14 protein-coding genes are annotated in these 13,413 nt (G+C 41.1%); 2 read left to right on the top strand and 12 right to left on the bottom strand.

Features of this window, described 5'->3' with window-relative positions:
- Window positions 1-22 precede the first annotated feature (22 nt).
- Window positions 23-412 (top strand): hotdog fold thioesterase, encoded by a 390-nt coding sequence (locus MHH23_RS05735; RefSeq protein WP_017358943.1) that lies wholly within the window; start codon window positions 23-25, stop codon window positions 410-412.
- A gap of 90 nt (window positions 413-502) precedes the next feature.
- Here the strand turns inward: MHH23_RS05735 and mnhG are convergent, their stop codons facing one another.
- The 7 genes from mnhG to MHH23_RS05770 are packed head-to-tail and all read right to left on the bottom strand — an operon-like array spanning window position 503 to window position 6,279.
- Complete coding sequence (gene mnhG / locus MHH23_RS05740) at window positions 503-877, bottom strand: monovalent cation/H(+) antiporter subunit G (RefSeq protein WP_003213369.1); 375 nt, start codon at window positions 875-877, stop codon at window positions 503-505.
- Window positions 861-1,142 (bottom strand): Na(+)/H(+) antiporter subunit F1, encoded by a 282-nt coding sequence (locus tag MHH23_RS05745; protein ID WP_008345849.1) that lies wholly within the window; start codon window positions 1,140-1,142, stop codon window positions 861-863. Before MHH23_RS05745 ends, mnhG begins: the two co-directional genes overlap by 17 nt.
- Window positions 1,142-1,621 carry a Na+/H+ antiporter subunit E gene (locus MHH23_RS05750; RefSeq protein ID WP_008345848.1) on the bottom strand — a complete coding sequence of 160 codons (480 nt, stop codon included), beginning with the start codon at window positions 1,619-1,621 and terminating at the stop codon, window positions 1,142-1,144. The genes MHH23_RS05745 and MHH23_RS05750 overlap by 1 nt, the downstream gene beginning before the upstream one ends.
- 6 nt (window positions 1,622-1,627) lie before the next feature.
- A complete protein-coding gene (locus MHH23_RS05755; protein WP_058336867.1) occupies window positions 1,628-3,106 on the bottom strand; it encodes a Na+/H+ antiporter subunit D in 1,479 nt (492 codons plus the stop codon).
- Entirely contained in the window at window positions 3,099-3,440 is a 342-nt protein-coding gene (locus tag MHH23_RS05760; protein ID WP_003213576.1) for a Na(+)/H(+) antiporter subunit C, read from the bottom strand. Before MHH23_RS05760 ends, MHH23_RS05755 begins: the two co-directional genes overlap by 8 nt.
- The gene (locus MHH23_RS05765) at window positions 3,440-3,871 is read right to left on the bottom strand and encodes a Na(+)/H(+) antiporter subunit B (RefSeq protein WP_008345843.1); all 432 of its coding nucleotides are present in this window, start codon (window positions 3,869-3,871) and stop codon (window positions 3,440-3,442) included. Before MHH23_RS05765 ends, MHH23_RS05760 begins: the two co-directional genes overlap by 1 nt.
- Window positions 3,868-6,279, bottom strand: coding sequence for a Na+/H+ antiporter subunit A (locus MHH23_RS05770; RefSeq protein ID WP_340959067.1), 2,412 nt, complete (start codon window positions 6,277-6,279; stop codon window positions 3,868-3,870). Before MHH23_RS05770 ends, MHH23_RS05765 begins: the two co-directional genes overlap by 4 nt.
- 219 nt (window positions 6,280-6,498) lie before the next feature.
- Between MHH23_RS05770 and MHH23_RS05775 the strand changes: the two genes are divergently transcribed.
- Window positions 6,499-6,708, top strand: a complete 210-nt coding sequence (locus tag MHH23_RS05775; protein WP_019744044.1) for a hypothetical protein — start codon at window positions 6,499-6,501, stop codon at window positions 6,706-6,708.
- A gap of 72 nt (window positions 6,709-6,780) precedes the next feature.
- On the opposite strand, the gene MHH23_RS05780 is transcribed toward MHH23_RS05775, so the two are convergent.
- The 5 genes from MHH23_RS05780 to MHH23_RS05800 all read right to left on the bottom strand — a co-directional run bounded on the left by MHH23_RS05780 (window position 6,781) and on the right by MHH23_RS05800 (window position 13,074).
- Window positions 6,781-8,118, bottom strand: coding sequence for a 2-hydroxycarboxylate transporter family protein (locus MHH23_RS05780; protein WP_017367956.1), 1,338 nt, complete (start codon window positions 8,116-8,118; stop codon window positions 6,781-6,783).
- A gap of 179 nt (window positions 8,119-8,297) precedes the next feature.
- Entirely contained in the window at window positions 8,298-9,257 is a 960-nt protein-coding gene (locus MHH23_RS05785) for an ABC transporter permease (protein ID WP_340959069.1), read from the bottom strand.
- Complete coding sequence (locus MHH23_RS05790) at window positions 9,258-10,304, bottom strand: ABC transporter permease (protein ID WP_025207902.1); 1,047 nt, start codon at window positions 10,302-10,304, stop codon at window positions 9,258-9,260. It lies immediately after the preceding gene.
- Entirely contained in the window at window positions 10,297-11,832 is a 1,536-nt protein-coding gene (locus MHH23_RS05795) for an ABC transporter ATP-binding protein (RefSeq protein WP_058213661.1), read from the bottom strand. The genes MHH23_RS05790 and MHH23_RS05795 overlap by 8 nt, the downstream gene beginning before the upstream one ends.
- Before the next feature lie 159 nt (window positions 11,833-11,991).
- Complete coding sequence (locus MHH23_RS05800; protein ID WP_017358951.1) at window positions 11,992-13,074, bottom strand: BMP family lipoprotein; 1,083 nt, start codon at window positions 13,072-13,074, stop codon at window positions 11,992-11,994.
- Window positions 13,075-13,413 lie beyond the last annotated feature (339 nt).

A 13,413-nucleotide genomic window follows, 5' to 3' on the forward strand; every position in this document is an offset into this window, starting at 1 on the left:
CGTGTGAAGGGAGAGGGCCTTGATGGATGTGAGTGGTTCAAATACACTGCTTGAGGCACTGGGGATTGAGATTGTGGAATGCAATACGTCACGATGCGTGGCGACAATGCCAGTCGATCACCGAACAAAACAGCCATTTGGATTACTGCACGGAGGAGCATCAGCTGCTCTAGCAGAAACAGTGGCAAGCATGGGTGCTGCTGCTCATTTGGATTTAACGAAGCAGGTTTGTTCAGGTATTGAAATCAATGCCAATCATTTAAAATCTGTACGTGATGGAGTGGTGACAGCTACAGCTGTTCCTGTACATGTTGGACGGCGTACAATGGTATTCCAAATCGATATAAAAGATGATCGAGACCGTCATATCTGTACGTCAAGATGTACACTCGCTGTCATTGATCGCATATAAAAAAGCTCCCGGTGCAGCGGAAGCTTTTTTTAATACCCTTTTATGAACATGCAGGTAAAGTGAACAAGACCTGAATGTCATATTCTTCATTTATAAATAAGAGTCTTCTTTTCGTTTAATGACAAAGTTACGGAAACCGCCATAATCATCTTGGACACTTCGTTTGTCCATTTTCACACCAGTGTTGTAAGCGGCTCTTCCGATCAAATGAGCGCCGACTGGTGCGGTCAGAAAGATAAAGACAATCCCAAGCAGGATTTTCGCAGAGATGATCCCTGCAAGAAACCATTCATGAAAGAACACACCAACTAAAATGAGAACAACACCAAGTGTCGATGCTTTTGATGCAGCATGCATACGTGTGTAAACATCCGGCAGGCGAAGGACACCAATGGCTGAAATCAAGCAGAGGATGGCGCCAAGCAGAATAAAGAAAATCACGATCGCTTTAGCGATGACGATCATTTTCAATCACTTCCCCTTTCTCAAGGAATTTGGAAAAAGCGACAGTGCCGATAAAGGCAAGAATACCGAGCAGTAAAATAATTTCAAAGAACGTAGTGGTTTTCAGTAAGATAGACACGATGGCTGTCATCCCAATTAAATTGATTCCTATCGCATCAAGCGCACTAACGCGATCTGGGATAGAAGGTCCTTTGATGACCCGTATCACAAAAAGCAAAGTAGACAGCGCAAGAATTCCAAGTGACATTTGCAAGATCAGTTCCATTACTTACCGCTCACCTCCTGAATCGCTTTTTCAAATGATACCCGAATATCGTGGATGGCTTTTTCAGCATCTTCAATATCCATCGCATGAATGTATAAAATCGAACGATCATCGGAAATATCGATGACCAGTGTACCAGGTGTTAATGTAATCATATTGGCCAGTATGGTGATTTCCCAATCTGTTTTTAAATCTGTACGAAAGGCGAAAATACCAGGCTTGATCTTAAGCTTTGGAGATAACACTGTCTTGAGTACACTCAAATTAGCAAGAAGTAGCTCTCTGATAAAAATGATGACGAGCTTGAAAATCGCATAAAGGGCATAGCCGTAAAAACGTTGCGGGAAGAATCGCCGTAGCATAAAAATGGCGATCATCCCTAGTGCAAAGCCTGATACAAAGTCTGCAGCTCTGTATGTATCATTCATAAACATCCATGTAAAGGCGAGGAGAGCGTTTAATAATATTTGAAAGGCCATGTTCATCTACTCCTTCAGCACAGCTTGAATATATTTTTCTGGTGTTGAAAGCATTTCCGCAGCTTGATTGATATAAGGTGCAATGAATTCTGTGCCTAATCCAATCGCAAGCGATAAGATAACAAGCAGTACCCCAGGATACACCATTCCTCTAATGGATGGCTTTCTTCTTCGCATATCCTGATCCTCTCCCCAAAACGCGAGCATGAAAATCCTCATAACAGAATAAAGGACAAGAAGACTGGACAGTAAAACAAGGATAGAGAACGTCATGTACCCAGCAGAAAACCCACCTTCAACAATTTTCAGCTTGCCAACAAATCCACTTAGCGGAGGAATACCCGCAAGTGATAAAGCCGATATGAAGAACATCCAGCCGAGTAGAGGCTGGGATTGAATCAGCCCACCCATTTTTTTCAGATGATTGGTTCCAGCATACACAAACAGTGCCCCTGCGAGCATAAATAGAGCTCCTTTGATCACCATATCGTGAATGAGGTAATAAATGGCGCCTTGAAGTGATGCCGGTGTATTGGCCGCAATCCCAAACAAAATGACACCAACAGCTGTGACAATGTTATAAATCACAATTTTTTGCACATCAGAATAGGCGATAGAGCCAATGACACCGAATATAACCGTTAGAGCGGCTAGCCAAGCCATAATTGTATGTGTAAAACCTGTATCATGTATAAAGATGAGCGTAAAGACTCTGGCAATCGCATATAGCCCGACCTTTGTCAGCAGTGCGCCAAACAAAGCTGAAATCGCTGCCGGCGGTGCATGATAAGAACCTGGCAGCCAGAAATAAAGCGGGAAGACCCCAGCTTTTAAGCCAAATACAATCAGGAACAGAATGGCAATCACGGTGATTAACCCTGTTTGCCCAGATTCAGCTATTTTCACACTTAAATCAGCCATGTTCAGTGTGCCTGTGACTGCATATAAACACGCTACGCCAACAATAAATAATGCCGATGAGATAATATTAAACACAATGTATTTCAGTGATTCACGAAGCTGAGGCTTTGAACCACCCAGAACAATGAGCATATAAGATGCCATCAGCAACAATTCAAAGAAGACAAACAGGTTGAAAATATCTCCCGTTAAAAAGGCACCACTGACGCCAGCTAACAAGAATTGGACACCAGAATAATAGAACAGCCGCTCTCTTTCTTTCCCAATCGTTTGAAAGGAAAAAAGAACCGTGACAAGTCCAACAATGGAAGCGGTCAAAACAAGAAGTGCAGCAAACTGATCGGCCACAAGGGCAATGCCAAACGGTGCTTTCCAGCCGCCTAGGTAAAGGGTTTGTATGCCGTTTGTGAAAATCGTTTGGACCAAATAGACATTACAGATAATGGCTAAAAGAGATGCAAACACACTAAAGCCTCTCGACAGCATGGTGTTTTTATTCATAAAAATCAATAATGTAGCAGCTAGTAATGGTATTAATATAGGCAGGATCACGAGATTATTCATGCTGATCATTTCCTCTCATTTGATCCATGTCATCTGTTCTCAGCTCTTGGAAGGCACGGAAGGCCATCACGAGCAAAAAGGATGTTACACCAAAAGCAATGACAATGGCTGTTAAAATTAATGCTTGTGGCAATGGATCTACATAGGATGTGAGCCCCTCTTTCAAAATAGGAGGTGCTCCCTTTTTTAAGCCGCCCATTGTTAATAGAAGCAAATGGACGCCGTGACTTAAAACGGCAGTACCGACGATGACCCGCAGAAGGCTTTTTGAAAGCATTAAATAGGTCGCTGCCATAAAAATGATTCCGACGATAATAGACATTAGAAATTCCATTATTCCTTCTCTCCAATCGTTTGAATAATGGTCATGGTGACACCAACAACAACTAAATACACACCGATATCAAACAGGACCGCTGTCGCCAGTTCTGTTTTCCCTAGAAACGGCAGTTGGAAATAATCAAATGCATGGGATAGGAAAGGTGCTCCGAACAGAAAAGATCCCATACCTGTTAGGATGGCAACGAGCAAACCGACACCAGCCACATAAATAAAGTCAAATGGTAAAATGCGTCTGACTGTTTTAAGGTCATAGGCTAAAAGCAGAAGGACGACAGCACCAGCACTCATCAAACCGCCAATGAATCCTCCGCCAGGATTGTTATGTCCTGCAAGAAATAGGTGAAGTGAGAAAAGCAAGATGATGAATGCTGTAATTTTAGTAGTGACTTGTAAGAGCATATCATTCGTATCAATCTTTCTCATCGCCGTACGCCTCTCTTCCGTTTTCCTTGTGCTTTTACCTTCAATAATCCATAAATACCGAGTGCCGCAATGGCCAGCACTGTAATCTCAAAGAGTGTATCAAAGCCCCTGAAATCGACAAGAATGACATTGACAATATTGTCTCCGCCAGCCAGTTTGTAGCTGTTTTCAATGAAGTACGTTGAAATCGTGTCAAGAGACTGCTGGCTTGTTGAAGCAAAAGCAAGACAGGTGACAACAACTCCAACACCTAATGAGATCATCAAATTTGTTAATTTAAATCTTCGTGTTTTTTGCTTCAGACTCAGCTTTGGCAAATGATAGAAGCAAAGTAAGAACAGCGCGACAGAAATGGTTTCAATAATGAGCTGTGTCAGCGCAAGGTCAGGTGCTCTGAAAATCACGAAGAATAGTGACAGCGTGTAGCCCATAACACCTAGCGCAATAATAGCTGTTAAGCGTGAACGAGCAAATACAGTCGTGACTGTCGCTGCGACCATCACAAGTGAAAGGATGGCTTCGTACGTGCCGATTGATGCAGCGTGCTCAGTTTGAAATGAGAAGGCTTGCTTGTAGAACATCACGCTGCCCAGCACGATAATCATAAAACCAAATACATAGACAAGATAGTCACGAAGGAATCCTGTCATATAGCTGTTTGTTAGGCGGTATGACCCTTTTTCTACACCTATAAGTGAACGATCATACAAAGCGTTAAATGACCATTTTTCTTTAAATATGTTGTACATTGGGCGCCATTTTGACAGCGTTAAATAGCCAATGGTACCGAGCGCAACTACACCAATTGTCATGTAAAGCTCTGGCTGGAATCCATGCCACGCTTCAATTTTTACGGCAAAGCGGCTTCCTGTTTGAATGGCTTCTGGAATGATCGCTTGAATGGCAGGTTCAATGACAGAATAGGCAAGAATATTAGGGAAAAAGAAAAACGTGACCACAAGTGCAGCTAAAATAATTGGCGGGATCAGCATACCAATCGGTGCTTCATGCGGTTTTTTCTCCAATTGATCGACATTCAGACGGCCTCTAAATGTTTTGAAGACGATCATCATACTGTAGATGAACGTAAACACACTAGCGAGCCAAGCGATAGCAGGGAAGACAGCCCCCCCTGTTGAAACATCCGTAAAGCTGATGTCAGAAATCCGAATCATACTTGTGAAAAATAGCTCTTTACTTAAAAATCCATTAAAAGGCGGGAGTCCAGCCATCGAGAATGTACCAATTAACGTAATTGTAAAGGTAATTGGCATGATGGTCATTAATCCACCTAATTTGCGAATATCACGTGTACCTGTTTCGTGATCGATAATCCCTGCTGCCATAAAGAGACTTCCTTTAAAAGTCGCGTGGTTAATGAGATGAAAAATAGCAGCAAGAACGGCTGCGCCAAAAAAGGCAGGGTTGTTTTCATGAATGGCAGCTGCGCCTACTCCTAGCATGAGCATAATCATACCGAGTTGACTCACTGTCGAGAAGGCCAGAATGGCTTTCAAATCATTTTGCCGAACGGCGTGGAAAGATCCCCAGAATAGTGTGATAAGTCCGACAATCGAAATGGTCCAAAACCACACCTCTGATATAGCAAAAATCGGACTAAAGCGGGCAACCAGATAAATACCGGCTTTGACCATAGTAGCAGAATGCAGATAACTGCTTACAGGGGTTGGTGCTTCCATAGCATCAGGCAGCCAAATATAAAATGGGAACTGCGCTGATTTCGTGAAGGCCCCTAGTAAAATGAGAACCATCGCAGGGATGAAATAAGGTGATGCCATAATGAGCTGAAGCTGATTGACTGCTTCGCGAATACTGAATGAATCAGTGATCAGGTAAATGAGGATGAAGCCGCCAAGCATAGCTAATCCGCCAAACACAGTAATAAGCAGTGATTTGGTTGCTCCATAACGAGAACGCTCACGCTTATACCAATACCCAATTAAGAGGAAGGAAGAGATACTTGTTAGCTCCCAGAACAAATAAAGTACGACCATGTTATCAGAGAGGACAACACCGAGCATAGCGGTCATAAACATTAATAAATACGTATAGAAAGAGCCAAGCTGTTCTTTTTCCTTTGATAAGTAGAAAATACTGTACAGTACCACAAGTGCACCAATACCTGTGATGAGTAAAGCAAATAACAGGCTGAGACCATCTACATACACAGTGAAATTCATCCCTAGAGAGGGAATCCATTCAGCTTGTGAGAACAACGTTCGTCCATTCGAGGTGATCTGGATCATTTGGATGAAATAGGTAAATAAAAGAATAGGCAAGATGAGAACAAACCATCCTGTATGTATACGCCTTACGTATTTAAAAAGAAAAGGGACGACAAAGGCAAGTAAAAAAGGTGATAGGATGGCGAAGTGAATAAGCTGCAAGAAAATGAACCTCCTTTGATCAATATAAATTCACGTTCTAAAGAACTGGTAATTAAAATTATAGCGTAAATACAGACATAGTGCATTGGTTTGAAGTGATTTACGACAAATTGAATTTGTTTTGAGTTCTTTTGACCACAAAAAATATTTTATCAAAAATGAAACTCGTTGTATATTGTTTTGTATTTCGTACATGCTTTTCTTAAAGGAGCTGATCAAATGAAACGAAAGATCGCCATCAGCTTAAGCATATTCTGCACGATTTTAGGAGGAGCATTCTTGATTGAACGAAATGATCAAAAAAGGTGGCAGGCCGGGAGTGAATGGCCGCTATTTTCTGAACAACTCCTCCATATGACCTATCCGCAGGCGAAACAGTATCCTTTTCAGCCTCGGGAGTATATACGAATTGTATTAGCTGATGAATGAGGATGTATGGGAGAAAAGAAATATAAAAAAAGCATGTCCCTTACGAAAAGGACATGCTTTTTGTTTCTTTTTTTAAGTAAACATTCTGAGTAAGATTGTTGCGCAAATAACGGTTGCTGCTCCGCCAAGACGTGTAGAGACTTGAGCGAAAGGCATAAGGCCCATTCTTCCAGAAGCTGAAAGAATCGCAACATCACCAGTACCGCCTAATCCACTGTGACAGCCAGTCACAATGGCAGATTCAACTGGATACATGTTCATGAATTTACCAACAAAGTAACCAGAACCAACCATGCCTAGAACAACAGCAATACATACACATACGAAAGGAATCGAAATGACAGTAGCCACATCATCAAGTGGAATGTATAGAATTCCTAAACCAACCATTAGAGGCCATGTAAAGCTTTTCGATACAAACTTGTAGAACTGCTGTGAGCCGTTTTGCAAATGCTGAGGCATCACGTTTAAGTATTTGATTAATGCAGCAAGAACAATCATTAAGATTGGACCTGGAATATGAACAAAACTTTCTAATAAGCCGCCAAAGATAAAGGTTGTACAAGCAACAAGTACACCTGCACCCATTAAGCTGAAGTCAACTTTAGTATCCATGTCAGGCTGTTCAAAGATTTCATTTGCTTCTTTTGATTTAACAAGTCGTCCATTCCCGTTTAGTTCAGGACGTTTTTCACCAAGCTTTTTCATTGCGCCAGCACAAATGATGGCAATGACGTTCCCAATGACAGCAGCCGGAATTAATTGAGAAATTAATGACTCTGCTGATACACCAAGAATTTGTGAATAAGCAATTGATAATGGCAATATTCCTTCACCGACACCACCGGCAATAATCGGTACAATGATAAAGAAGAACGAATGATGCGGTGTATAACCAACTAGAAGACCCACTAGAATTCCAGCAGCTACAGCTGTAATTGTACCTGCAACAAGAGGAACAAACATACGAATAAGGCCTTGTACTAAAACAGTTCGTTGCATCCCAAGAATACTACCTACTACAAGAGCAGATATATAGAAGTATAGGAAGTTCGACGTTTTCATCAGAGACGTAACCGCTTCCAACGAGTTTGGATTCAGAACATGAAAAAAGACCAGGAACGATGGTACGAATAAAGAAAGAATCGCCGGTCCACCAATATCTTTTAAGATTGGAATACGTTGTCCTACATCTCCTAGGAAAATCCCCAAAATCATAATAACAGCGAAACCACCAAGCATATTTGCTGGAATTTTATTAAAATAAGCGGCAGTTAAAATAATCGCTGCAAGTACTATATACACAGGTAGATCAATAACACCAATTTTCCAAGAAAGAATTTTTCGGAAAACGCTTTTATTATTGTCAGAATCGTTTGTAATCGATTTCAATTGTTGTGTATTAGCCACATAAACACCCCCAAATGCTATTTGTCTCAATTGTAGAAGATTCTGTGACACTCATCTATTTATTAAACTAAATTAAGTGTAATAAAAGTAAAATAAACAGGGGTTTTGTCGTTTTTATCATACAAAAATCCCCTGAAGATAGTTTGTCCTTCAGGGGATTGAACATACATGGTATTTATTTATCGTTTTCCTTTTAAATAAGGGGTACCAAGTGCTTTTGGTGCGTCTGCTCGTCCAATGAAGCCAGTAAGAGCTAGGATCGTCAGCACATATGGTGCAATGAGCATGTACACATTCGGGATATCTTGAAACAGCGGAAGCAGAGAGCCGATGATGCTTAAGCTTTGTGCAAATCCAAAGAATAAAGCAGCGCCCATAGCGCCAAATGGGTGCCATTTCCCGAAAACAAGGGCGGCCAGCGCAATGAAGCCTTGTCCTGTAATGGTGGCGTGTGAGAAATCAAGAGCGATGGTCGATGCATACACAGCTCCGCCAAGACCGCCAAATAGACCACTAATGAAGACGCCGATATATCGCATCCGATATACCTTGATTCCCATTGTATCAGCTGCCATTGGATGCTCTCCGACTGCACGAAGTCGCAAGCCAAACGGCATTTTAAATAAAACAAACCAAGCGACAACCGCAAGAACTAATGCGAGAATGGACGTATAATACACATCTTTAAAGAAAATATCACCAATGATTGGAATGTCACTTAAAAGGGGAATATCTCCTTTATAGAAAGGTTCTGTAATTTTATCCGTTTGTGCTTTTCCATAAATCAGTTTGACAACAAACAGCGTAGCACCAAGGGCAAGCATGTTAATCGCAACACCACTGACCGTTTGATCTGCTCTGAACGTAATAGTGGCAACAGCGTGAATGAGTGAGAACACGCCGCCAATGGCCATACCAACAAGAAGACCGAGCCACGGGGTGAAGGCACCAAACGTATCAGCAAACATTAAGTTAAAGATAATACTAGAAAATGCTCCGACGACCATCAAACCTTCAAGACCGATATTGACGACACCTGATCTTTCTGAAAAGACGCCTCCAAGAGCGGTTAAAATAAGTGGTGCAGCATATACAAGTGTAGCCGGGACGATGATTTCAAGAATTTGCAGAAATCCCACTTATTTTCCCCCCTTTTTCTTCAATTGTTGAATGACAAGACGGATGATATAGCTTGAGGCAACGAAAAGAATAATGATCGCAATCACAATATCAACGACCTCAGTCGGTACGCCAGATTCAAGCGGCATGTTTAAAGCACCGACTTTCAATCCACCAAGCAATAATGCCGCTAAGACGACACCAATAGCTGTATTTCCGCCTAATAAGGCAACAGCGATTCCATCAAAACCAACGCCAGTGAAGGCATCTTTTATTGATGCATATTCAAAGGTTCCGAGCCCTTCCATCGCACCTGCAAGACCTGCAAAGGCACCAGAAATGAGCATGGAATATATAATGTTTTTTCTCACATTCATTCCAGCATATTGGGATGCGTGTTGATTCATACCAACAGCACGCAATTCAAACCCTTTAGAGGTTTTTTGGATAATAATCCACATAATAACGGCAGATAGGACAGCTACAATGATTCCGTTATGCATGCTTGAAAAATCAGTGATTTTTTCAAAAAAATCAGAGTGTAATGAGGCAGTCGAATTAATATTATCTGTTTTATCTTTATGATCTGTAAGAACATTTGTAATAATAAAATTAGTCACATGAAGTGCAATGTAGTTCATCATAATAGTGACAATCACTTCATGAACATAAAAACGTGCTTTTAAAAACCCAGGAATAAAGCCCCATAATGCACCAGCAGCTGCTGCAGTGATCAGTGCAAGAGGCAGGTGGATATACGCAGGTGCATGGACGGTTGTTCCTATCCATACAGATGCAATCCAGCCAATGAGAAGTTGACCTTCTACCCCGATATTAAAGAGGCCTGTCCGAAATGCAAAGGCAACAGCAAGTCCTGATAAAATATAAGGCGTGACTTGTCGGATGGTTTCTCCCATATAATACGTTTCACCGAATACGCCATTCCAAAGGGCGCTATAACCTTCGATGACACTATAACCGCTTGCCAGCATAATGATGGCCCCAACGAAAAGACCAAGTACAATGGCTATAAGCGGAATCAGCAGATTTGTTAAGCGATTAGACATTTGCTTCTTTCCCCACTTCCTGTTGCGTACTTCCAGCCATTAACAGACCAAGTTCTTGCTCTGTTGTTTCTTTTGGATCAACAATGGCAATAATGCTGCCTTCGAAAATAACGGCAATCTTATCACTGACATTGATAATTTCATCAAGCTCAAAGGAGATGAGCAGAACGGCTTTGCCTGCATCCCTTTGTTCAATCAGACGCTTATGAACAAACTCAATGGCTCCGACGTCAAGTCCGCGTGTCGGCTGTGCGGCAATTAATAAATCAGGATTTCGGTCCACTTCACGGCCAATAATGGCTTTTTGCTGGTTACCCCCTGATAGCGCACGTGCTTCTGTATATTCACTAGGTGTCCGTACGTCGTATTCAGCAATGATTTGTTTTGCTTTTTGATAAATATTTTTCATATTCATCAAGCCAAACTTCGAATATGGACGCTGATAATACGTTTGTAAGGAAATATTTTCTCCAATTGAAAAATCAAGGACAAGTCCGTGCTTATGACGGTCTTGAGGAATGTGTCCGATACCAGATTCTGTGACCTTACGAGGCGGGAGATTTTGAATGGCTTTCCCGTTTAGCATGATCGTGCCAGATTCGGATTTTTTCAGACCTGTAATGGCTTCAATTAATTCAGATTGACCATTTCCGTCTACACCCGCAATTCCGACAATCTCACCAGCTTTCACTGATAAATTGAGTTGTTTCACAGCTTCAATTCCTCGCGCATCTTTGACAGTGAGATCTTGAATTTGCAAGACTTCTTCAGCAGGGGAGGCTGCTTTTTTGTCTGTTTTAAATGAGACTTCGCGGCCGACCATTAAGCTGGCAAGCTCGTCTTTGTTTGTGTGTTCCACATCAAGTGTACGAATACCTTGCCCTTTTCGGATAATGGTCACGCGATGACAGGCATCCATAATTTCTTTTAGCTTGTGGGTAATTAAAATAATGGATTTGCCTTCATTGATTAAGTTTTTCATAATTTGTATGAGTTCTTTTATTTCTTGAGGTGTTAAGACGGCTGTTGGTTCGTCGAAGATCAAGATGTCAGCGCCGCGGTATAGTGTTTTTAAGATTTCTGCTCGCTGCTGCATACCGACTGAGATGTCAGATACTTTAGCGGCAGGGTCTATTTTCAGTCCATAACGGTCAGAAAGTTCCTGCACTTGCTGAATGGCTTGTTCTTTGTCAATCTTTCCAAATTTCTTTGGCTCTTTTCCTAAAATGATGTTTTCAGCCACAGTAAATGTATCAACTAGCATAAAATGCTGATGGACCATTCCAATGCCTAAATCACTTGCATCATTTGGACTTGAGATTGTAACCGGTTTTCCGTGTACCTTGATTTCACCTTTTTCAGGCTGATACAGTCCGAAAAGCACGTTCATAAGCGTTGATTTTCCAGCGCCGTTTTCACCAAGCAGCGCATGAATTTCGCCCTTTTTTAGCTGTAGCGTAATGTTATCATTTGCTACAATGCCAGGGAATTCTTTGCGTATATTCAACATTTCAATGACATAATCCACAGGTTTAACCGCTCCTTTTTTAGGGTGCTGATGAAGATAAAAACTAGCAAAAGAAAAGCTGCAAAACAAGGCTGCAGCTTTTCTTTTACCACCTTTTATGAATAAAGAGGAGGTAAAGGAGAGGCAAGGGGATAAGACGCGCTTATCCCGATGCACAAATTAAGCTTTAAAATCTTTTAGTTCATCACGTGTTGCAGGGATTTTCACTTCACCCTTGATGATTTTTTGTTTCCATTCTTCGATTTTCTTCAATACATCTTTATCAAGATTCTCTTGAGATGGAGAGATGTCAACGCCGCCTTCTTTCAGACCGTACGTGATGACTTCGCCACCAGGGAATTTACCTTCTTTTGCTTTTGTTGTTAAGTCTTGTACCGCTGTGTCTACTTTCTTAATCATAGAAGTAAGAGTGACACTTTGTTTTGTTCCAGGTACTTTACCTTCGTCATACTGGTCTTTATCAACACCAATGACCCAAACATTTCGATTTGGATCTGCCTTTTTTAAATTGGTTGCTTCTGTAAAGACACCCGTTCCAGTACCTCCAGCTGCATGATAAATAATGTCAACGCCAGATTTGTACATACTTTCAGCTGTTGCTTTACCGATGTCTGCTTTATCAAATGCACCAGCATATTTCACTTCAACTTTTGCTTTTGGATTAGCTGCTTCAACGCCTGCACGGAAACCAACTTCGAATTTTCTGATTAATTCAGAATCAACGCCGCCAACAAAACCAATTTTGTTTGATTTTGTAGAAAGAGCCGCTGCAACACCTACAAGGAATGACCCTTCGTTTTCGTTAAATGTAATACTAGCTACGTTCTTCTTATCAACAACTGCATCCACAATTGCAAATTTGGAATCTTTTCGCTGATCAGCTATTTTAGAAATGGCACTCTCCATTTTATAGCCGATACCATAAATCAGGTTAAATTTTTGTCTAACAAGTGTATTTAAATTTGTTGGATAATCTGCATCCGTTTTTGATTGTAAGTAATCAAAGCCGTTTTTACCTTTTGTTAAATTGTTGTCTTTCCCAAATGCTTGTAAACCTTCCCAAGCTGATTGGTTAAACGATTTGTCATCGACACCACCGACATCAGTTACCATTGCAACAGTGAATTGATCTTTATCTTTTTTGTTTTCACCGCTGTTTGAGCCAGAGTTGCCGCATGCTCCAAGGATGGTTCCTGCTGCTACGACTAAGGACAATGCAAGTCCAATTTTGCGCTTCTTCAAAACATAACCCCCTATAAAATTTAAAAGTTTCAGAAAAGTCTCGCGAAAAAAGACCGACTCTTGCCTCCTCCTATCCTTGTGAAAAGGGTATTTTATCCTGCATTCTTTTAAAATTGATGGAAACAGGAGAGAAGATGTAAGACATCAGACTTATATCTCGTTGAACTAATCAATCATAATTTATCATTTCCCATCGAATAAATAAATAGAAATTTGTTTTATTTTTAAAAAAATGTTAAAAGGCTAAATTCGATGTCTTTTTATGTGCTGAAATATGATATAATGCCGCTTTTATGATGTGCTCTACTACAGTGGAACCACTGATATCAAGGGGTTTGT

The sequence above is a fragment of the Bacillus sp. FSL K6-3458 genome (genome assembly GCF_038005045.1).
GTDB classification, from domain to species: domain Bacteria; phylum Bacillota; class Bacilli; order Bacillales; family Bacillaceae; genus Bacillus; species Bacillus altitudinis.